Annotated in this window: 17 protein-coding genes; 11 read left to right on the forward strand and 6 right to left on the reverse strand. The window is 69.9% G+C overall.

What is annotated here, in order from left to right; translation table 11 throughout:
• The first annotated feature begins 14 nt into the window (after positions 1-14).
• Genes tkt through pgl form a run of 5 tightly spaced genes read left to right on the forward strand, consistent with a single transcriptional unit; the run spans position 15 to position 7,020 of the window.
• Positions 15-2,237 carry a transketolase gene (gene tkt, locus ABD747_RS15925; RefSeq protein WP_344806288.1) on the forward strand — a complete coding sequence of 741 codons (2,223 nt, stop codon included), beginning with the start codon at positions 15-17 and terminating at the stop codon, positions 2,235-2,237.
• Between the two features lie 28 nt (positions 2,238-2,265).
• Positions 2,266-3,432, forward strand: a complete 1,167-nt coding sequence (tal, locus tag ABD747_RS15930) for a transaldolase (RefSeq protein WP_344806290.1) — start codon at positions 2,266-2,268, stop codon at positions 3,430-3,432.
• Positions 3,429-4,964 carry a glucose-6-phosphate dehydrogenase gene (zwf, locus tag ABD747_RS15935; RefSeq protein WP_344806292.1) on the forward strand — a complete coding sequence of 512 codons (1,536 nt, stop codon included), beginning with the start codon at positions 3,429-3,431 and terminating at the stop codon, positions 4,962-4,964. Before tal ends, zwf begins: the two co-directional genes overlap by 4 nt.
• Entirely contained in the window at positions 4,961-6,280 is a 1,320-nt protein-coding gene (locus ABD747_RS15940; RefSeq protein ID WP_344806294.1) for a glucose-6-phosphate dehydrogenase assembly protein OpcA, read from the forward strand. The genes zwf and ABD747_RS15940 overlap by 4 nt, the downstream gene beginning before the upstream one ends.
• The gene (gene pgl, locus ABD747_RS15945; RefSeq protein WP_344806296.1) at positions 6,277-7,020 is read left to right on the forward strand and encodes a 6-phosphogluconolactonase; all 744 of its coding nucleotides are present in this window, start codon (positions 6,277-6,279) and stop codon (positions 7,018-7,020) included. The genes ABD747_RS15940 and pgl overlap by 4 nt, the downstream gene beginning before the upstream one ends.
• A gap of 520 nt (positions 7,021-7,540) precedes the next feature.
• On the opposite strand, the gene ABD747_RS15950 is transcribed toward pgl, so the two are convergent.
• Positions 7,541-9,025: an HNH endonuclease signature motif containing protein gene (locus tag ABD747_RS15950; RefSeq protein WP_344806298.1), complete on the reverse strand. Its 1,485-nt coding sequence runs from the start codon at positions 9,023-9,025 to the stop codon at positions 7,541-7,543.
• Between the two features lie 153 nt (positions 9,026-9,178).
• Here ABD747_RS15950 and ABD747_RS15955 point away from each other — a divergent pair, with 153 nt between their 5' ends.
• Complete coding sequence (locus tag ABD747_RS15955) at positions 9,179-10,234, forward strand: integrase core domain-containing protein (RefSeq protein WP_425562544.1); 1,056 nt, start codon at positions 9,179-9,181, stop codon at positions 10,232-10,234.
• Positions 10,235-10,777: 543 nt separating this feature from the next.
• Here the strand turns inward: ABD747_RS15955 and ABD747_RS15960 are convergent.
• Entirely contained in the window at positions 10,778-11,461 is a 684-nt protein-coding gene (locus ABD747_RS15960; protein ID WP_344806300.1) for a GntR family transcriptional regulator, read from the reverse strand.
• 116 nt (positions 11,462-11,577) lie between these two features.
• On the opposite strand from ABD747_RS15960, the gene ABD747_RS15965 reads away from it, so the two are divergent.
• The 5 genes from ABD747_RS15965 (at position 11,578) to ABD747_RS15985 (ending at position 16,625) form a co-directional block, all read left to right on the forward strand.
• Entirely contained in the window at positions 11,578-12,849 is a 1,272-nt protein-coding gene (locus ABD747_RS15965) for an amidohydrolase (protein WP_344806302.1), read from the forward strand.
• A gap of 105 nt (positions 12,850-12,954) precedes the next feature.
• Positions 12,955-13,929: an ABC transporter substrate-binding protein gene (locus ABD747_RS15970; protein WP_344806304.1), complete on the forward strand. Its 975-nt coding sequence runs from the start codon at positions 12,955-12,957 to the stop codon at positions 13,927-13,929.
• 1 nt (position 13,930) lies between these two features.
• On the forward strand, positions 13,931-14,842 hold the full coding sequence (locus ABD747_RS15975; RefSeq protein ID WP_344806306.1) for an amino acid ABC transporter permease: 912 nt from the start codon (positions 13,931-13,933) through the stop codon (positions 14,840-14,842).
• A 62-nt stretch (positions 14,843-14,904) separates the two neighbouring features.
• The gene (locus ABD747_RS15980; protein WP_344806694.1) at positions 14,905-15,657 is read left to right on the forward strand and encodes an amino acid ABC transporter ATP-binding protein; all 753 of its coding nucleotides are present in this window, start codon (positions 14,905-14,907) and stop codon (positions 15,655-15,657) included.
• On the forward strand, positions 15,657-16,625 hold the full coding sequence (locus ABD747_RS15985) for an ornithine cyclodeaminase family protein (RefSeq protein WP_344806308.1): 969 nt from the start codon (positions 15,657-15,659) through the stop codon (positions 16,623-16,625). Before ABD747_RS15980 ends, ABD747_RS15985 begins: the two co-directional genes overlap by 1 nt.
• Before the next feature lie 167 nt (positions 16,626-16,792).
• On the opposite strand, the gene ABD747_RS15990 is transcribed toward ABD747_RS15985, so the two are convergent.
• From ABD747_RS15990 to ABD747_RS16005, 4 genes are all read right to left on the reverse strand, one after another.
• Positions 16,793-17,149: an RNA polymerase-binding protein RbpA gene (locus ABD747_RS15990; RefSeq protein WP_344806310.1), complete on the reverse strand. Its 357-nt coding sequence runs from the start codon at positions 17,147-17,149 to the stop codon at positions 16,793-16,795.
• Positions 17,150-17,250: 101 nt separating this feature from the next.
• Positions 17,251-17,496 (reverse strand): preprotein translocase subunit SecG, encoded by a 246-nt coding sequence (secG, locus tag ABD747_RS15995; protein ID WP_344806312.1) that lies wholly within the window; start codon positions 17,494-17,496, stop codon positions 17,251-17,253.
• 113 nt (positions 17,497-17,609) lie between these two features.
• Complete coding sequence (gene tpiA, locus ABD747_RS16000; RefSeq protein WP_344806314.1) at positions 17,610-18,398, reverse strand: triose-phosphate isomerase; 789 nt, start codon at positions 18,396-18,398, stop codon at positions 17,610-17,612.
• Positions 18,399-18,405: 7 nt separating this feature from the next.
• A complete protein-coding gene (locus tag ABD747_RS16005; protein WP_344806316.1) occupies positions 18,406-19,605 on the reverse strand; it encodes a phosphoglycerate kinase in 1,200 nt (399 codons plus the stop codon).
• Positions 19,606-19,686: the final 81 nt, after the last annotated feature.

The following is a 19,686-nucleotide window of genomic DNA, read 5'->3' on the forward strand; positions in this document are numbered from 1 at the left end:
AGGACCGCGAAGCTGTGACCGAGACCACAACCCCCCAAACCGTTGACGGCGACAGCCTGTATCCCGACGGCTGGACCGACCTCGACTCCCGTGCCGTCGACACGGTCCGGATCCTGGCGGCCGACGCCGTGCAGAAGGTCGGCAACGGACACCCCGGGACCGCGATGAGCTTGGCGCCGGTGGCCTACCTGCTGTTCCAGAAAGTGATGCGGCACAACCCGGCCGACACCCATTGGCCGGGCCGTGACCGCTTCGTGCTGTCTTGTGGGCACTCCTGCCTCACCCTCTACATCCAGCTCTACCTGGGCGGCTTCGGCCTCGAGCTGAACGATCTCGAGGCGCTGCGGACCTGGGGCTCCAAGACCCCCGGACACCCCGAGTACGGCCACACCGACGGTGTGGAGATCACTACCGGACCGCTGGGCCAGGGACTCGCGAACGGCGTCGGCATGGCGATGGCGGCGCGGCGGGAACGGGGCCTGCTCGATCCCGACGCGGCGCCGGGCAGCTCGCCGTTCGACCACCAGATCTATGTGATCGCCTCCGACGGCGACATCGAGGAGGGCGTCACCTCCGAGGCGTCCTCGCTCGCTGCCACCCAGCGGCTGGGCAACCTGACGGTCATCTACGACCACAACCACATCTCGATCGAGGACGACACCAACATCGCCCTGACCGAGGACACCGCCGCTCGCTACCGCGCCTACGGCTGGCACGTCCAGGAGCTGGACTGGACCAACGGCGGCACGGAGTACAAGGAGAACGTCCGTGAGCTGGACGAGGCGCTGCGGACCGCCCGGGAGGTGACCGACCGACCCAGCTTCATCAGCCTGCGGACGATCATCGGCTGGCCCGCGCCCAACCTGCGCAACACCGGCAAGGCGCACGGCAGCGCGCTCGGCAAGGACGAGGTGGCGGCTACCAAGGAGCTGCTGGGCTTCGACCCCGACAAGACGTTCGAGGTCGGCGACGACGTCATCGCCCACACCCGCAAGCTGGTCGATCGCGGCGCCGAGGCGCTGGCTGAGTGGCAGAGCTCGTTCGACACCTGGGCGGCGGCCAACCCGGCGGCGAGCGAGCTGTACGGCCGGATGGTCAAGAACGAGCTGACGCCCGGGTGGGAGGACGCCGTGCCCAGCTGGGACGCCGATCCCAAGGGCATCGCGACCCGGGCCGCGTCCGGCAAGGTGCTCGGCGCGCTGGCCGACAAGCTGCCCGAGCTGTGGGGCGGCTCGGCCGACCTGGCCGAGTCCAACAACACCACGATGGAGGGTGTCCCGAGCTTCTTGCCGACGGACCGCCAGACGAAGATGTTCCCCGGCAATCCGTACGGCCGGACGCTGCACTTCGGCATCCGTGAGCACGCCATGGGCTCGATCATGAACGGCATCAAGGTGCACGGCGGTACCCGGCCGTACGGCGGCACTTTCCTGCAGTTCTCCGACTACATGCGCCCCGCGGTCCGGCTCGCCGCGCTGATGCGGCTGCCGGTGATCTATGTCTGGACCCACGACTCGATCGGTCTGGGCGAGGACGGCCCGACCCACCAGCCGATCGAGCACCTCGCGGCGCTGCGCAGCATCCCGGGCCTGGACGTCGTCCGCCCGGCCGACGCGAACGAGACCGCCGCCGCCTGGGCAGCCGTGCTGAAGAACAAGGACCGCCCGGCCGGGCTGTGCCTGAGCCGGCAGGCGCTGCCGATCGTGCCGCGCGGCACCGACGGCTACGCCGACACCAGCGGCGTGGCCAAGGGCGCGTACGTGCTGAAGGACGCCGAGGACGGCGCCCCGGACGTGATCCTGATCGGCACCGGGTCGGAGGTGCAGTACGCGCTGGCCGCCAGCGACATCCTGGCCGCCGAGGGCACCAAGGCGAGGGTCGTCTCGATGCCGTGCCGGGAGTGGTTCGACGAGCAGGACCAGGGGTATCGGGACGCGGTGATCCCGCCCGACGTAAAGGCACGGGTCAGCATCGAAGCCGGCGTGTCCGTCGGCTGGCGCGATCTGGTCGGTGACGCCGGCCGGATCATCAGCATCGACCACTACGGTGCCAGCGCGTCGGCCGGGAAGCTGTTCGCCGAGTTCGGCTTCAGCGGTGACACCGTCGCCGCCGCGGCCCGCGAGAGCATCGAGGCCGCGACCAAGCCGGGCGAGCCGCCGGCGCCTGCGCATCCGGCGGCCAGCGGCCCCAAGACGACCGCGGATCTGGAATCCGATCCCGGCGTCACCATCAGCTGAACCAGCACATCGAGAAAGGCTCATCAGCATGAGCGAACGACTGAAGGCCCTCGCCGACGCGGGTGTCTCCATCTGGCTGGACGACCTGTCCCGGGACCGGATCAACACCGGCAACCTGGCCGATCTGATCGAGAACTCCAACGTGGTCGGCGTCACCACGAACCCGACGATCTTCGCCGCGGCGCTGTCCAAGGGCAACGCCTACGACGACCAGATCCGCGAGCTGGCCGAGCGCGACTCCGATGTCGCCGACACGATCAAGGCGCTCACCACCGACGACGTCCGCAACGCCTGTGACGTGCTGGCTCCGGTCTACGAGGCGAGCAACGGCTTCGACGGCCGGGTCTCGATCGAGGTCGAGCCGGGTCTGGCGATGGACACCGACGCGACCATCGCGCAGGCCGCCGACCTGTTCAAGATCGTCGACCGGCCGAACGTCCTGATCAAGATCCCGGCGACCAAGCCCGGTCTGCCGGCGATCACCGCCTCGATCGCGGAGGGGATCAGCGTGAACGTGACGCTGATCTTCTCCCTCGACCGCTACCGCGGTGTGATCGACGCGTACCTCTCCGGCTTGGAGCAGGCCGCCGCCAACGGTCATGACCTGTCGAAGATCCACTCGGTGGCGTCGTTCTTCGTGTCCCGGGTGGACACCGAGGTGGACAAGCGGCTGAAGGCGATCGACAGCGACGAGGCCCGGAGCCTGAAGAGCCAGGCCGCGATCGCCAACGCGCGACTCGCGTACGCGGTCTTCGAGGAGCAGTTCGCCGGTGACCGCTGGGAGGCGCTGGCCGCGAAGGGCGCGAACAAGCAGCGTCCGCTGTGGGCGTCGACCGGGGTCAAGGATCCCGACCTCCCCGACACCTTGTACATCACCGAGCTGGTCGTCGCCGACACGGTCAACACGATGCCGGAGAAGACGATGCAGGCCTTCGCCGACCACGGCGAGATCGAGGGCGACAAGGTCAGCGGCACCGCCGACCAGGCGCAGTCGGTGCTGGACCGGCTGGCAGCGCTCGGGATCGACTACGACGACGTGGTGGAGGTGCTCGAGTCCGAGGGCGTCGACAAGTTCGACAAGTCCTGGTCCGAGCTGGTCGAGACCGTGCAGACAGCGCTCGACGACGCCAAGAAGGGCAAGCCCGACCCGGGCGGCTCGAAGGCCGGCGACATCGACACGGGCCAGTCCGAGTGATCCTCGGCCAACGCGAGAACCCGCTCCGGGACGCACAGGACCGGCGACTCCCTCGGATCGCCGGTCCGTGCGTACTCGTGATCTTCGGCGTCACCGGTGACCTGTCGACGAAGAAGCTGATGCCGGCGGTCTATGACCTGGCCAACCGCGGACTGCTTCCACCCGGCTTCGCGCTCGTCGGCTTCGCCCGGCGCGACTGGGCCCATCAGGACTTCGCCAAGATCGTGCACGACGCGGTTCGTCAGCACGCCCGGACCCCGTTCCGGGAGGAGGTCTGGCGGCAGCTGTCCGAGGGCATCCGGTTCGTGCCCGGTGAGATCGGCGACGACGCCTCGTTCGACAAGCTGCAGCGCACCATCAACGATCTGGACGAGGCCCGGGGCACCGGCGGCAACCACGCCTTCTACCTCTCCATCCCGCCCGGCCTGTTCCAGACCGTGGTCGACCAGCTCCGATCCCACGGCCTGGCCGACCAGCAGGCGGGCCGCTGGAGCCGGGTGGTGATCGAGAAGCCGTTCGGGCACGACCTGGCCAGCGCCAAGGAGCTCAACCGGATCGTCTCGGAGGTGTTCCCGCCCTGGTCGGTGTTCCGGATCGACCACTATCTGGGCAAGGAGACCGTCCAGAACCTGATGGCGCTGCGGTTCGCCAACCAGATGTTCGAACCGGTCTGGAACAACAACTACGTCGACCATGTCCAGATCACGATGGCCGAGAACATCGGGATCGGCGGCCGGGCCGGCTACTTCGACGGCATCGGCATCGCCCGCGACGTGATCCAGAACCACTTGCTCCAGCTGCTCGCGCTGACCGCGATGGAGGAGCCGAACTCGTTCGAGGCCGGCCAGCTGCGCAACGAGAAGCAGAAGGTGCTGGCCGCCACCCGGCCGCCCGCCCGGATGGATCTGCACACCGCCCGCGGCCGCTACGCCGGCGGCTGGGCCGGTGGCGAGAAGGTGAGGGGTTACCTGGAGGAGGAGCGGATCCCGGCCGACTCCAAGACCGAGACGTACGCCGCCATCCGGGTCGACATCGACAACCGTCGCTGGGCCGGGGTGCCGTTTTATCTGCGCACCGGCAAGCGGCTGGCTCGCCGGGTGACCGAGATCGCGCTGGCGTTCAAGCGGGCACCGCACCTGCCGTTCACCGCGACCGACACCGAGGAACTCGGGCACAACGCGCTGGTGCTGCGGATCCAGCCGGACGAGGGCATCACGCTGCGGTTCGGGGCGAAGGTGCCGGGCACCCAGATGGAGATCCGCGAGGTCAACATGGACTTCGCCTACGGCGGGTCGTTCACCGAGGCCTCGCCGGAGGCGTACGAACGGCTCATCCTGGACGTCCTGCTCGGCGATCCGCCGCTGTTCCCGCACCACGAAGAGGTGGAGCTGTCCTGGGAGATCCTCGACCCGGTGCTGGACTACTGGGCGAGCCTGGACGAGCCGCCGCAGGACTACCAGCCGGGTGGCTGGGGACCGGCGCTGGCCGACGAGATGCTCGCCCGCGACGGGCGGGCCTGGAGGCGACCGTGATCATCGAGCTGGAGAACACCACCTCGGCCCAGATCAGCTCGGCCCTGGTGAAGGCCCGGCGCAGCGCCGGCAGCCCGGCGATGGGCATGGTGCTGACGCTGATCATCGTGGCCGAGCAGAAGGAATACGAGGCCGCGCTGCAGGCCAGCATGGAGGCCGGCCGGGAGCATCCCTCGCGGATCCTGCTCGTGGTCACCGGCGGCGGCCGGAAGCCGACCATGAACGCGGAGGTGCGGATCGGCGAGGGCACCCCGGGCGAGGTGATCGTGGTCCGGATGAGCGGGGCGATCGCCGATCACCCGGCGTCGGTGATCCGGCCGCTGCTGCTGCCGGACTCTCCGGTGGTGATCTGGTGGCCGGGCAAGTGCCCGGCCAACCCGACCAACGACGAGCTGGCGCAGCTGGCCGGGCGGCGGTTGACCGACGCCGCGAACGTGACCCGCCCGCTGCAGGCGCTGACCACCCGGGCGGAGAACTACCTGCCGGGTGACACCGACCTGGCCTGGACCCGGCTGACGCCGTGGCGGGCGCTGCTCGCGGCCGCCCTGGACCAATACCCGGCCCGGATCAAGTCCGTCGCCGTGGAGGCCGAGCGGTCGAACCCGTCGGCCGATCTGCTCGCGGCCTGGCTGCACCTGCGGCTGAAGCTGGAGGTGATCCGGCGGACGAGCAGCGGCCCCGGCATCACCGCCGCCCGGCTCGGCACCGCCGCCGGCGACATCGCGATCACCCGGCCGGACGGCTTGCTGGCCTCGTACGCGGTGCCGGGGCAGCCGGAACGCCTGGTCGCGCTCAAGCGCCGCGACATCACCGAGCTGATCAGCGAGGAGATGCGCCGGATGGACTCCGACGAGGAGTACGACCGGGTGCTCAAGTCGCTGCTCGGCACCCGGCGGAAGGCGGCTGCGCAGAAGGCGGCGCGGCGGGCCCCGGCCGGTGTCAGCGCGGCCGAGATCGCCGACGAGCCGGGCACCGAGGTGCCGGCGCCGAAGACGACCCGGCGGCGGACGCAGAAAGCGGCGGCCAGCGACCGGCAAGCGGAGAGCACCGACAGCGCGAGCGCACCGGCGAAGCGGGTGAGCAAGCGGGCGCCCGGCGCGAAGGCGCCCACGAAATCACCGGCGAAGTCGCCCGCGAAGTCGGCCGCGCAGAAGACAGCGGGGACGAAGAAGGCCGCCGCGTCGACGTCGTCGACTCGGAAGGCGGCGACCAAGAAGGCACCGGCGAAGAAGGCAGCCGCCGCGAGGAAAGCATCCGCAACCGCGGCATCCGCGACGAAGGCCGCGAGAAGCACGCGAACCCGGAAGCAGTCGTGAGCGGCTACGAGGTCGTCGTCCACAACTCGGCCGACGAGGTGGCCGAGGCGCTGGCGCACCGGCTGATCGCCCGGCTGGCCGAGCTCCAGCGCGACTTCCGGGTGCCGCAGCTGTGCCTGACCGGCGGCCGGATCGCGACCCGGGCCTACGGTCACCTGGCCGAGGAGGGCGCACACGCGGCCGTGGACTGGAGCCGGGTCGAGCTCTGGTGGGGCGACGAGCGGTTCGTTCCGGCCGGCGACGCCGACCGGAACGCCGACTCGACCCTGGACCTGCTCCGGCCGCTCGGCTTCGACCCGGCGCGCGTCCACGTGATGCCCAGCAGCGACGCGGGAATGGAGCTGGACAACGCGGCGGACGCCTACGCGCGCGAGCTCGGCGACACCGTATTCGACATCTGCCTCCTCGGGATGGGTCCGGACGGGCACGTCGCGTCGATCTTCCCCGAGCACCCGTCGTCGTACGCGGAAGGCGAGGTGATCGGGGTCCGTTCCTCGCCGAAGCCGCCGCCGGAGCGGATCAGCCTCACCCTGCCGGTGATCGACCGCTCGCACGAGGTCTGGTTCATCGTGAGCGGCGCGGACAAGGCGGCTGCGGCCAAGATGGCGCTGCTCGGCGCCGGGCCGGTCCAGGTGCCGGCCGGCGGCGTCTCCGGAGTCGACCGCACGCTGTGGCTGCTCGACCGCGAAGCCGCCGCCCAACTCCCCCCGGACCTCGCCGCCCGTCCCGGTCTCAGCTGACTGCCCGCCAGATCCGCCCGGACCCGGCCCCGGCCTGCCCCGCCGGCCTCCCCCTTCGGCTTGACCTGCCCGGCCAGCCCCCAAACCGCCCGCCCCGCCCCGACCCGGAAACTGTGCAGCTGCTGCAGCTTTCACCGGCGTGTCGGTGCAACAGCGGCACAGTTTCTGTCGCACCAGCACGCACCCGAGCCTGCGGACCCTGCGCCTGCCCGGCCCGCGCCCCGTCCCGTCCCGTCCCGGAAACTGTGCAGCTTCCACCGGCGTGTCGATGCAACAGCGGGACAGTTTCCGACGTCGTCTGTGCGTACTGGATCCAGGAGCGCGGCCACTCCCTCCGCTGCGACTCGATCGCCACCCTGAGCCTGCCCCGTGAGCGACGACCCAGCCCGAGAACGGTCGGCCCCGGGCGGCAGCTTTGCGGCGGCAACGTCACAGCGGCGGCCGCGCGGTGCCGTTCGCCATCAGCGCGCCGCGCCGCGCTCGGTTCGAACCCGCCGCCAGCGAGCGGGTCTTCGACTCGTTACCAGGGCGGATCCGCGTCCGGAAGTGCCTCTCGGGGCTTCCAGCGCCGGATCAGGATCCTCGGATGGACGATGGGGCGTTGCTGGCGGTCGATCCACTTTGGTGGGATCCAGGCCGGCAGTCCGTCGCGGTCGATCCGGCAGCGCCAGCCGCGGCGTTCGAAGTCGTGATGGTGATATCGGCAGACCAGGGTGAGATTGCTCAGGTCGGTCGGTCCGCCGTCGAGCCACGGGACCACGTGATGCCGCTCGCACCATGATGGCTCGACGTCGCAGTTGGGAAACGAGCAGCCGCCGTCGCGCGCGAACAGCGCCAGGGTCTGGGCCGGTGAGGCCAGCCGGCGGGACCGGCCCAACGCGAGTACGTCGCCCCGCGAGCCCTTGACGCACCAGGCGACCTCGGCCTGGTCGGCGAGATCGATCACGGACTGAGCCGCGACCGGGGTGCAGTCGGCGAAGGACCCGGAGCCGGCACCCGAGCTCAGCTTGTCGGCGTCGATGGTCACGACCAAGGTCGTCGGCGTACCGCCCGCATCGGGCAGGCTCCCCGATCGGAGCAGTCGATCGCAGATCTGCCCGATCGCGTCGTGCACCCTCTGTCCTCGTGTCCGAGGATCCGGCTCGATCGCGCGCCGGCCGTTCGCAGTGCCGACACCGGCACCTGCATCCCGTCCCGAGCCCGATGGATCGCCACCCGCTGAGTCCGGATCTGCGTCTTCTGGAACCGTCTCGCCGTCTCCGATGCAGAAGCTTGTCTGCTGCGGAGCAGACAGCGGGTCCAGGATCACCTTGAGCTTCTGCCCGACCTCCGGCGTCAGCCGAAACTCGCCGCGAAACGACCCATCCTTTGCTGTCCGGAGATGAAAGAACCTGCGGAGCTGCTGATGCTCGTCGTCGGGCAGGGTCCCGTCGGGATCGATGGCCTCGACCACCCGCGCGGCAAGCCCGCGAAGATCCTCCGGACCGGCCGCCCGTGCGGCCTCGACCAAGATCCGTTCCCCGGACTCGACCTCTCCGGGATCGAAGCCGCGCCCGTCGACCTTGCGCAGCTCGGTGTCGATCACGCCGACCTGCTCGGGAGTGATCTCGCCGCACCGCTGCGCGTTGGCCAGGTGCGGGCGCCAGACCGACAACGGCTCGCCGGTGAGTGAGCGGCGCGGCCCGAGATGCTCCGCCGCCCGAACCCGGCGGCCCGCCTCAGCTGCCGAGATGCACAACGAGGCCGTCAACACCCGATTGATCGAGCGCTGGCACAGCGCCGCGGGCAGCTCGCTCTCGACCGCGTGTGAGATCACCGCGTGGTCGATCAGCGGGATCCGGTTGCGGACCTGCTCCACATCGCGCATGAACTCAACCAGGTCGGACGGGTCCAGGTCGCAGAGGGCGCCGTCCTCGACCAGCTTCACCAGATGACCCAGCGAGGTGGCGAAAGCGTCCAAAGCATGTTGTAGCGGCGTCGCTGCAACTGCCTCGTCCGGATTCATGGACCCATATTAGTCGAACATACGTTCGAAGACAAACACCAGTTCGAGTGCCGCACTGCCATCTCGCAAGACATCGGTGACGGTTTTGGATCACGACATCGGTGACGGTTCGGGTGGTCTTGGTGGCGACACTTCGGCCGCGAGGCTTCGGCGGTGGCTGCCCATGAACCCATCGATCCTCGTGTCCGTCTCGCGATCGCGCAGTGGCCTGATGATGCCCCGCGTGGCGCGGTCACAACCTTCTGTGCCGAGCACGGCATCTCACACAAGTCGTTCTACGAGCTGCGCAATCGAGTCACGGTCGACGGGCCGGCGGCGGTGCTGGAGCCCAGATCGCGGCGGCCGCGGTCGAGTCCGTCGAAGCTGAGCGACCAGGTCAAGGACCAGGCCGTACGGGTGCGTGCCGCTCTGGAGGCATCCGGGTTGGACCACGGCCCGATCAGCGTGCACGACAAGATGGCGGCGATGGGTTTGCCGCAGGTGCCCTCGACCGCGTCGCTAGCGCGGATCTTCCGGCAGGCCGGAGTGGCTCGTCTGGAGCCGAAGAAGAAGCCCCGCTCGGCGTGGCGTCGGTTCGTGTATCCGGCACCGAACGCGTGTTGGCAACTCGATGCGACCGAGTACGTGCTGACCGGTGGGCGTACGTGCGTGATCTTCCAGCTGATCGACGACCACTCCCGCTACGCGGTCGCCTCCCACGTCGCGTGGGGCGAGACGTCCGAAGCAGCGATCACCGTGTTCGACAAGGCCGTGGCCGCCCACGGGGTGCCGCAGAGGTTGCTGTCCGACAACGGCGCCGCGCTCAACCCGTCACGCCGCGGCCACCTGGGCCAACTCGTCGCCCACGTCTCGAGCCTGGGTGTCCAGGCGATCACCGGTAAACCGCACAAGCCGACCACGCAAGGGAAGAACGAACGGTTCCACCAGACCCTGTTCCGCTCCCTCGACAAGCAACCACTCGCCAACACGTTGGCCGACCTGCAGGCCCAGGTCGACGCGATCGACCACCTCTACAACACCGCACGCCCCCACCAAGGTCTTCCCGGGCGGGTCACACCCACCACGGCGCGGGAGGCCACCGAGAACGCCGAGGCTGCTCGCTCCAAACCCGAGGAGCCCTTCCTTCTTCGTCCAGGCGGCCATCAAACGCTCCCAGCCCGTGCCCGTGCCGACGGACCTGCCCACCGGGCACGAGCGTCAGGAAGCTGACCAGCGCCGGCACCTTCACGCTGGCCAGGGTCACCCACCTGGTGGGCGGACAGCACGGACCCAGCAAGTCCTGGTCATCGTCAACGGCGACCACATCACCGTCGCCGACTTCGACGGCGTGATCCTCGCCGAGCACACGCGACCAGCACCCAGCATCACCTACGTCGGCAACGGCCAACCCCGCGGACCACGCCCGAAGACTCCCAAAGCGTCACGGAAGTCCTGACACCCCAACCGTCTCCGATGTCCTGATCCACAACTGTCGCCTATGTCCTGAGACATCACACATCAGTTCGAGTGCCGCGCGCGGATGACTCTTGCGAGCGTGAAGGCGCCGGAACCCGCAGCTTCCCGACGCTGGCGCCGGCCGGACGCCTGCCGGCACGGGGTGCGAGCTCGAAGCGCACCCGCTCCGTGAGGGTCGTCCCGGAGGAGGCCCGCACACGACGTTCGCACCGGTGCCGTGCGGCGCTCACCGTGCCGAGTCGGTGCCGGACGATCGTGCACTGGACGCCCGGACCGGCCGAGAAGCCGTGGCGTCGGTCAGGACCGAGGCTGCTCGGGGCTGTCGACCCGGGAGTGCATGGGCGCCCGCGTGGCCTCGATGTGCTCGGCGGCCAGCCGGGCGGCCCGCTCGGGGTCGCGGTCTCGGATCGCCTCGTACAGCGCAATGTGCGCGTCGTTCCAACCGGAGGACTCGGTGTCCTGCCCGAGCCGGAAGAAGCGCCGCACCTGAGAGATCAGCGGCCCCATCGTCGTCTCCAGGATCGGGTTGTGGGCGCAGCGCACGATCTCGAGGTGGAAGTCGACATTGAGCCGGGCGGCGGCGGCCAGGTCCCGGCGCTCGATCGCGGCGGCCGCCTCGTCGAGCGCGTCCCGAAGATTCCGCAGGTCGGCGTCGGTCCGGTGCTCGGCAGCCCGGCGGGCGGCCATCGGCTCGAGCGCGACCCGGACGTCGGTGAGCTGGTCGGCATAGTCGTCGGTGAACGGAGCCACCATCGCACCGCGCCGCGGCGCCACGACCAGCAGACCCTCGGCGGTGAGTTGCTGGATCGCCTCCCGGATGACGATCCGGGATACCTCCAGCTCGGCGGCGAGGTCCCGCTCCACCACCCGCTCACCCGAGCCGAGCTCACCGTCGATGATCTTGTCGCGCAGCTCGACCACGACCGCCTCGCGTAGGGACTGATGGCGCGCGCCGACGGTCGCGCCCCGCTGTGTCGTCACACCGTCTCCGCTCCGGGTCGTGGTCCGTCCGCCGCGAATATATCCCCGACTCGACTCTTGCCAGCTCCGACCCGTTGGTTTATGGTATACCAAATACCAAGTGAGGACGGCGCATCATGGCCACCGCTTCATCGCTTCTGCTGCACGACGTACGCCTCTGGACCGAGCCGGACACCCCGGTGGACGTCATCTGCGAGTCAGGGCGGATCACCGCCGTCGCGCCGTGCGACCCCGCCGGCCACCGATTCGCCTACCAGCCCCCGTTCGCCCAAGAGTCCGACCATGACGGCCAGACCCGGATCGAGAACGGACGCGGCCTGCTGGCGCTGCCGGCGTTCGTCGACGCCCACGCCCACGTGGACAAGACGCTGTGGGGTACGCCGTGGGTCCCGCACAGCGCCGGGCCCCTGCTCACCGACCGGATTGCCAACGAACGCGCCCGCCGGACGGAGTTCGGGCTGCCGAGCACGGACAACGCCGAGAGCCTGATCCGGCAGATGATCTCGGCCGGTACGACCGCGCTGCGGACCCATACCGACGTCGACCCGGGCATCGGACTAGCGGGCATCGAGGTCGTCGCGGCGGCGGCCGAGCGGCTCACCGGCCTGATCGACATCCAGCAGGTCGCGTTCCCCCAGGGCGGCGTCATCCGCAGCCCGGGAACCCTCGACCTGCTTGCCGCGGCCGTCCAGGCCGGTGCCGCGGTGATCGGCGGGATCGACCCGGCCGGCGTTGACAACGATCCGATCGCTCAGCTCGACGCGCTCTTCGGGTTGGCCGCCGAGCACGGCGCAGCACTCGACTTCCACCTGCACGACGAGGGAACCCTCGGCCTCTGGGAGACGTACCGGATCATCGAGCGCACGGTCGTCTTCGGTCTCCAGGGCCGGGTCGCCATCAGCCACGCGGACGCGGCGAGCGCTGCGGCCGGCCCCGACAGAGACCAGCTGGCCGACGCCCTTGCCGAGGCCGGAGTGGCGCTGGTGACCGCGGCGGTCTACGACGTCGCCGTCCCGTCGCTCCCCTATTTCGCCGAGCGCGGTGTCACCGTCGCCTGCGGCAACGACGGCATCCGCGACCTGTGGGGGCCGTACGGCACCGGCGACATGCTCGAGCGCGCGATGCATGTCGCCTACCGCAACGGCCTGCGCCGCGACGACGAGATCGAGCTCGCGATCGAAGCCGCGACCACTGGCGGCGCCCGCGTCCTCGGTCTGCCGGATCGTCGGCTGGAGGTCGGCGGCCCGGCCGACCTCGTCCTGGTGGACGCGCTCACGGCGGCGCACGCCGTCGCCGCCCGACCGAGCCGCGAGCTGGTCGTCCATGCCGGCTCCGTCGTTGCCCGCTCCGGAGCGGTCCAGACCGAGCTCGAGAGCGTGCACCGGTGATGCGCCTCGATCGAGCCAGCGCCCCGCGCCCTCCGTGAACGCGCTCGGCCGCCGAACCCAAATTCCCGTCCTCACACCGTCGTGAACCCCGAAGGAACCACTCAGATGAGAGCACGCACAGCACTTCTCGCGGCCGCCGTGGTCGCGTCCCTCGCCGCCCTCAGCGCCTGCACCAACGCATCGCAGGACGTCGGCGCCCAGACCGGACCGTCGGCCGGCGCGGGCGGTGCGGCCGGCGCGGGCGGTGCGGCCGGCGCGGGCGGCGCGAGCCGGCCGGCCGAGTCGTCCGGCGCCGCATCGACCGCCGTCTCGGCCAAGGCCGCCGCCCTGGTCCCGGCCGATGCCAAGGGCAAGACCCTGCACTTCGCCACCGACGCCTCGTACCCGCCGTTCGAGCAGTTCGACGCCGGCAACAAGAACATCGTCGGCTTCGACGTCGACGTCATGCACGCGGTCGGCGCCAAGCTGGGCGTCACGTTCCAGCCGGTGAACGCCGGCTTCGACAGCATCCTGACCGGCCTGGCCGCCGGCCGGTACGACGCCGCGGCGTCCAGCTTCTCCGTCACCCCCGAGCGGGAGAAGGTCGTCGACTTCGTCACCTACCTGCAGGGCGGCGCGGGCATCGCGGCGCCCAGGGGGAACCCGCAGCAGCTCGCGATGGACTGGCAGACCCTCTGCGGGCACACCGTCGCCGCACAGAAGGGCACCACGCAGGCCATCGAGCAGCTGCCCGCGCTGAGCAAGCAGTGCACCGACGCCGGAAAGCCGGCGATCACCATCTCGCTGTTCCCGTCGCAGAACGACACCATCTTGGCCATCGCCAGCGGCCGGGTCGACGCGATGATGGGCGACAGCACGGCGATCGCCTACCAGGCCAAGCTGGCCGGCGGTCGCTTCGAGCTCGCTCCGGGGGACGTCTACGAGGCACGCCCGACCGGCATCGCACTGCAGAAGAACTCGCCGCTGAAGCCGGCGGTCGAAGAGGCGGTCAAGGAGCTGTACGCCGACGGCACGATCGCCGAGATCGCGGCCACCTGGTCGGTTCCGGCGAGCAACTTCGCACCGAACCCGGGAGTCTGAGATGAGCGCGCCGACCATTACGCCGCCCGTGACGGCGGAACCGACACTGAAGGTCGTCCCGCGACGCCATCCCGGTCGCTGGATCGCGGCCGCAGCCCTGCTGTTCGTGGCCGGGTCCTTCCTGATCAGCTTCTTCACCAACGAGCGGGTCGGCTGGGACGTCGTCTGGGCCTTCCTGCGCGACGTCAACATCGCCAAGGGCCTGGGCACCACCTTGTGGCTGACCGCGGTCTGCATGGTCATCGGCATCGTGCTCGCCGTGGTGCTGGCGATCATGCGGCTCTCCGACAACCCGGTGCTGTCCACCATCTCGTTCGGCTACATCTGGTTCTTCCGCGGCACGCCGGTCCTGGTCCAGCTGCTGTTCTGGTTCAACCTGGCCGCGCTCTATCCCGACATCACGTTCGGCCTGCCAGGGATCCATCTCAACTCCAACCAGTTGATCAGCCCCGCGATGGCGGCGATCCTCGGCCTGGGGCTGAACGAGGCCGCGTACATGGCGGAGATCGTCCGGGCCGGCATCCTCTCGGTCGACTCCGGTCAGACCGAGGCATCCACCGCGCTCGGACTCACCCGGCTGCAGGCCATGCGTAGGGTCGTCCTGCCGCAGGCGATGCGGGTGATCATCCCGCCGACCGGCAACGAGACGATCGGCATGCTGAAGACCACCTCGCTGGTCAGCGTGCTGGCCGTGCCGGACCTGCTCTATTCCAGCCAGCTGATCTACGCCAAGAACTTCGAGACCATCCCGCTGCTCATCGTTGCCAGCATCTGGTATCTCGCGGTGACCAGCGTGCTCGGGGTCGGCCAGTACTACCTCGAACGCCACTTCGCCCGCGGGGGCCGCACCCAGCGGGTCTCCCGGCTCGAACAACTCACCCAGCGAGTCCTTCGTCATCGAAAGGCGGCCTGACCATGCCCGTGATCGAGACCTCCGGCAGCACCGAGCCGGTGCACGCGGCACCCCAGCGACTGATGGTGCGGGCCCACGGCGTGGTCAAGAGCTATGGCACCAACCATGTGCTCAAGGGCGTCGACCTCGACGTCGCGCCCGGTGAGGTGGTCTGCCTGATCGGCCCGTCCGGCTCCGGCAAGAGCACCTTCCTGCGGTGCATCAACCACCTCGAGCGGGTCGACGCCGGGCAGATCTGGGTCGACGGCGATATCGTCGGGTACGTCCAGCGCGGCGACGCGCTGCACGAGCAGTCCGACAAGGCCATGTGCCAGACCCGGGCCACGATCGGGATGGTCTTCCAGCACTTCAACCTGTTCCCCAATCTGCGGGTGATCGACAACATCACGATGGCTCCCCAGCTCGTCCTCCGCCGGCCGAAGGCGGACACCGTCCGGCTGGGCGAGGAACTGCTGGAGCGAGTGGGCCTGGCGGAGAAGCGCAACGCCTACCCGCGGCAGCTGTCCGGCGGCCAGCAACAGCGGGTCGCGATCGCCCGGGCCCTCTGCATGCAGCCCAAGGTGATGCTGTTCGACGAGCCCACCTCCGCGCTGGACCCGGAACTGGTCGGCGACGTCCTGGCCGTGATGCGCGATCTCGCCCAGAGCGGGATGACCATGATCGTCGTCACCCACGAGATGGGCTTCGCCCGCGACGTGGCGGACCGGGTCGTCTTCTTCGACGGCGGCACGATCGTCGAGAGCGGTTCGGCCGAGCAGGTCATCACCGAGCCACGCCACGCCCGGACGCAGGCGTTCCTCCGGGCGGTGCGCTGATGCCCGCGCTGACCCTGGCCGACGACGAGATCGGTGCCCGGCTCGATCCCGGCGAGCTGATCGCGGCCGTCGAGCAGGCTCATCGCGACCACGCCGACGGCGTCGCGTTCGTCCCACCCCGGCACGCCGTGCGCATCGACGGGTCCTCGGCGGCGTTGGTCCCGATGATCGCCGCGTCGTCGCGGTGGCGGCTGGCCGTGGTGAAGACCCTCATCGACTGCCCCGACAATGCGCGCCTCGGGCGACCGGTCCAGCAGTCGACCATCCAGGCCTTCGACATGGACACCGGTGAGCTGCGGGCCAGCCTGCCGGGAGCGTACGTGACCAGGTGGCGGACCGCGGCCGCCTCGGCGGTCGCCACGAACGCCCTGGCCGCCCCCGCCAGCTCACGGCTGGGCTTCGTGGGCGCCGGCGCGCTCGCGCGGACCCACCTGGCGGCCATCTCGACCGTCCGCACGATCCGGGAGGTGACGGTGTGGAGCCGGACCGCTACGACCGCCGCCGGGTTCGCCGACGAGGCCCGCGCCCTGGGCTTCGCCGCCGTCGTGGTGCCCGATGTCAAGGGGGTCTTCGACCGCTCGGACATCGTGTGCACGCTGACCCCGTCGAGGGATCCGTTGATCCGTGGTGAGTGGCTCCGGCCGGGCCAGCACGTGAACGCGGTCGGCGCACCACCACGCTCCGATCATCGCGAGCTCGACAGCCTCGCCGTCCGCCGAGCGCGCGTCGTCGTCGACACGGTCGAGACCGCGCTGGCCGAGTCCGGCGACGTCTTGATCCCGTTGGCCGAGGGCGTGATCGGTCGGGACGACGTGGCGACCGAGCTCGGTCAGGTGCTGACGGGACGGCGGCTCGGCCGTACGGCGAACGAGCAGATCACCGTCTTCGACTCGGTCGGCGTCGGCCTGCAAGATCTCGCCGCGGTGGCCGTCCTCCTCCGCGCGGCCCGCGTCCCCGCGGCCGTCTGAGCTACCCGCCCGGCGCCGTCCCGCCGCCTGCGGACCGTTCCCCTATCGCGAGTGTCCGGAAATATCGGCGACACGCCGAGGTCGGCACGCCAGACGAGGTCGAGTGTCCGAAAACGTCGCGACGGCGGCGGCAGCGCGGTGCGCGGCCGGTCGAGCGAGGCCGAGGGTCAGTAGATGACCTCGCCGGCGGCCCGGCGAGCGCGGAGAGCGGTCAGCGCCTCGGTCAGGATGTCGGCCGCCTCCTGATCGGAGCGGCGCTCCTTGACGTAGGCGAGGTGGGTCTTGTAGGGCTCGATCTTCGGCGGCGGCGGCGGGTTCAGCGCGTCGCAGTTGGCCGGCAGCCCACAGCGCGGGCAGTCCCAGGTCTCGGGGATCTGAGCATCGGCGGCGAATGCCGGCTTGGTCTCGTGACCGTGGGCGCAGAAGTACGAGACGATCAGCCGCGGCGCGGCGTCGCCGCGCTCGGCCTCGCCCATCGGGCCTGCCCCGACACGGCTACCACGAATGGCGCTGCCACCAGCCACTTCGGTTCTCCTCGACTTCTCGCTCTAGGGTCTGTGGGACTCTTGTCGTTGGGATTCGGTGCGTTTCGGGTCGTTCACGGACCTACTGCCGGATCGGCTGCTCAGCCGCCCAGCTTGTACAACAGGTTCAAGGCGACGATCGAGGCCAGCCAGACCACGCCGATGATGATCGTCAACCGGTCCAGGTTCCGCTCGGCGATGCTGGACCCGCCCAGCGAGCTGGAGATGCCGCCGCCGAACAGGTCGGACAGGCCGCCGCCGCGACCCTTGTGCAGCAGAATCGACAAAGCCAGCGCGAGACTGGTGATCACCAGCACGATCGAGAAGATGATGATGGGCACGGTCATACGGCGTTGCTCACTCCACAGTCGTCGATCGAGCAGTGTGCTGTCCAGCAGCGGTCAGGCAGATGCACCGCACAAGCCTAACTCACCGGATCGGGTACGTTCGCTTCTCGCGCTCAGGCGGTGGGCAGGTCGTAGTAGCGGGCGATGCCGGCGAACTCGTCGACCTGCAGGCTCGCGCCGCCGACCAGGGCGCCGTCGATGTCCGGCTGGGCCATGATCGCGCCGACGTTGCTGGCCTTCACGGAGCCGCCATAGAGGATCCGGGTCGCGTCCGCGGTGGCGTCGCCGTGGTGCCGGCGCAGCCAGTCGCGGATGGCACCGCAGACCTCCTGCGCATCCTCCGGGGTCGCCACCTCGCCGGTGCCGATGGCCCAGACCGGCTCGTAGGCGATCACCAGCGCCCCGATCTGCTCGTCGGTCAGCTCCGCCAGCGCGCCGCGCACGTGACCGAGCGTGAACTCGACGTGCTGCGCCGCCTTGCGGACCTCCAGCCCCTCGCCGACGCAGACGATCGGCACGAGGCCCTTCTTGATCGCCTGGATGGTCTTGGCGTTGACGGTGTTGTCGTCCTCGTCGTGATACTGCCGGCGCTCGGAGTGGCCCACCACGACGTACGTGCAGCCCAGCTTGACCAGCATGTCGGCCGAGATGTCACCGGTGTAGGCGCCGCCGTCGAACGGCGACAGGTCCTGCGCGCCGTAGGCCAGCTCGAGCTTGTCGCCGTCGATCAGGGTCTGCACCGACCGCAGGTCGGTGAACGGCGGGATCACCACGACCTCGGACTTGGCCGGGTCGTGCCGCTTGTCCTGCAGCGTCCAGGCCAGCTTCTGCACCAGACCCACGGCTTCCACGTGGTTGAGGTTCATCTTCCAGTTGCCGGCCATCAGCGGCTTGCGTGCCATGCGGGGTTCAGCCTTCCTGCTCGTCCAGGACGGCGAGTCCGGGGAGTGTCTTGCCTTCGAGGTATTCCAGACTGGCGCCACCGCCGGTCGAGATGTGGCCGAACGCGTCGTCGGCGAAGCCGAGCTGACGCACGGCCGCGGCCGAGTCGCCGCCACCCACCACCGACAGCCCGTCGACCTCGGTCAGCGCCTGCGCGACCGCCTTGGTGCCGCCGGCGAACGCCTCCCACTCGGCCACACCCATCGGGCCGTTCCAGAAGACGGTGTGCGCCGAGCGGATCGCGTCGGCGAAGGCCGCTGAGGACTCCGGCCCGATGTCCAGGCCGAGCTGGTCGGCCGGGATCGCGTCGGCCGGCACCACGGTCGGCGGCGAGTCCGCCTTGAACTCCGGCGCGACCACGATGTCGGTGGGCAGCACGATCTGCTTGCCGCTGGCCTCGGCCTCGGCGAAGTAGCCCTTGACGGTCTCGATCTGGTCTGCCTCCAGCAAGCTCTTGCCCACCTCGTAGCCCTTGGCGGCAAGGAAGGTGAACACCATGCCGCCGCCGATCACCAGCGTGTCGGCGGTCTTCAGCAGGTTCGCGATCACGGCCAGCTTGTCGGAGACCTTGGCACCGCCGAGCACGACGACGTACGGCCGCGCCGGGGTCTCGGTCAGCTGCTTCATCACGTCCACCTCGGTCTTCACCAGGGTGCCGGCCGCGTTGGGCAGCAGCTTGGCCACGTCGTACACCGATGCCTGCTTGCGGTGCACCACGCCGAAGCCGTCGGAGACGAACACGTCGCCGAAGGCGGCGTACTTCTCCGCCAGCGCGGCCCGCTCGGCCTCGTCCTTGGAGGTCTCCCCCGGCTCGAACCGGACGTTCTCCAGCATCGCGACCTCGCCGGCGGACAGCCCGGCGACGACCTCGGCGGCGGAGTCTCCGACGGTGTCGGAGGCGAGCTTCACCTCCACGCTGAGCAGCTCACCGAGCCGCTTCGCGGCCGGAGCCAGCGAGTACTTGGGGTCGGGCGCGCCCTTCGGCCGGCCCAGGTGCGCCATCACGACGACCGACGCGCCGGCGCCGAGCAGCTGGGTCAGTGTCGGCAGCGACGCCCGGATCCGGCCGTCGTCGGTGATCGTGCTGCCGTCGAGCGGGACGTTCAGGTCGCAGCGGATCAGCACCCGCTTGCCGGTCAGGTCGCCGAGATCGGAAACAGATTTCACGATGATGTCCTCTTCTCCGCGAGAGCGCGGCCCGCACGCGCGCTGAGCCTGTCGAAGCGCAGAGCAGCCCTTCGACAGGCT

Origin of the sequence: Microlunatus ginsengisoli, assembly GCF_039537205.1 — a bacterium.
Classification (GTDB): Bacteria; Actinomycetota; Actinomycetes; order Propionibacteriales; family Propionibacteriaceae; genus Microlunatus; species Microlunatus ginsengisoli.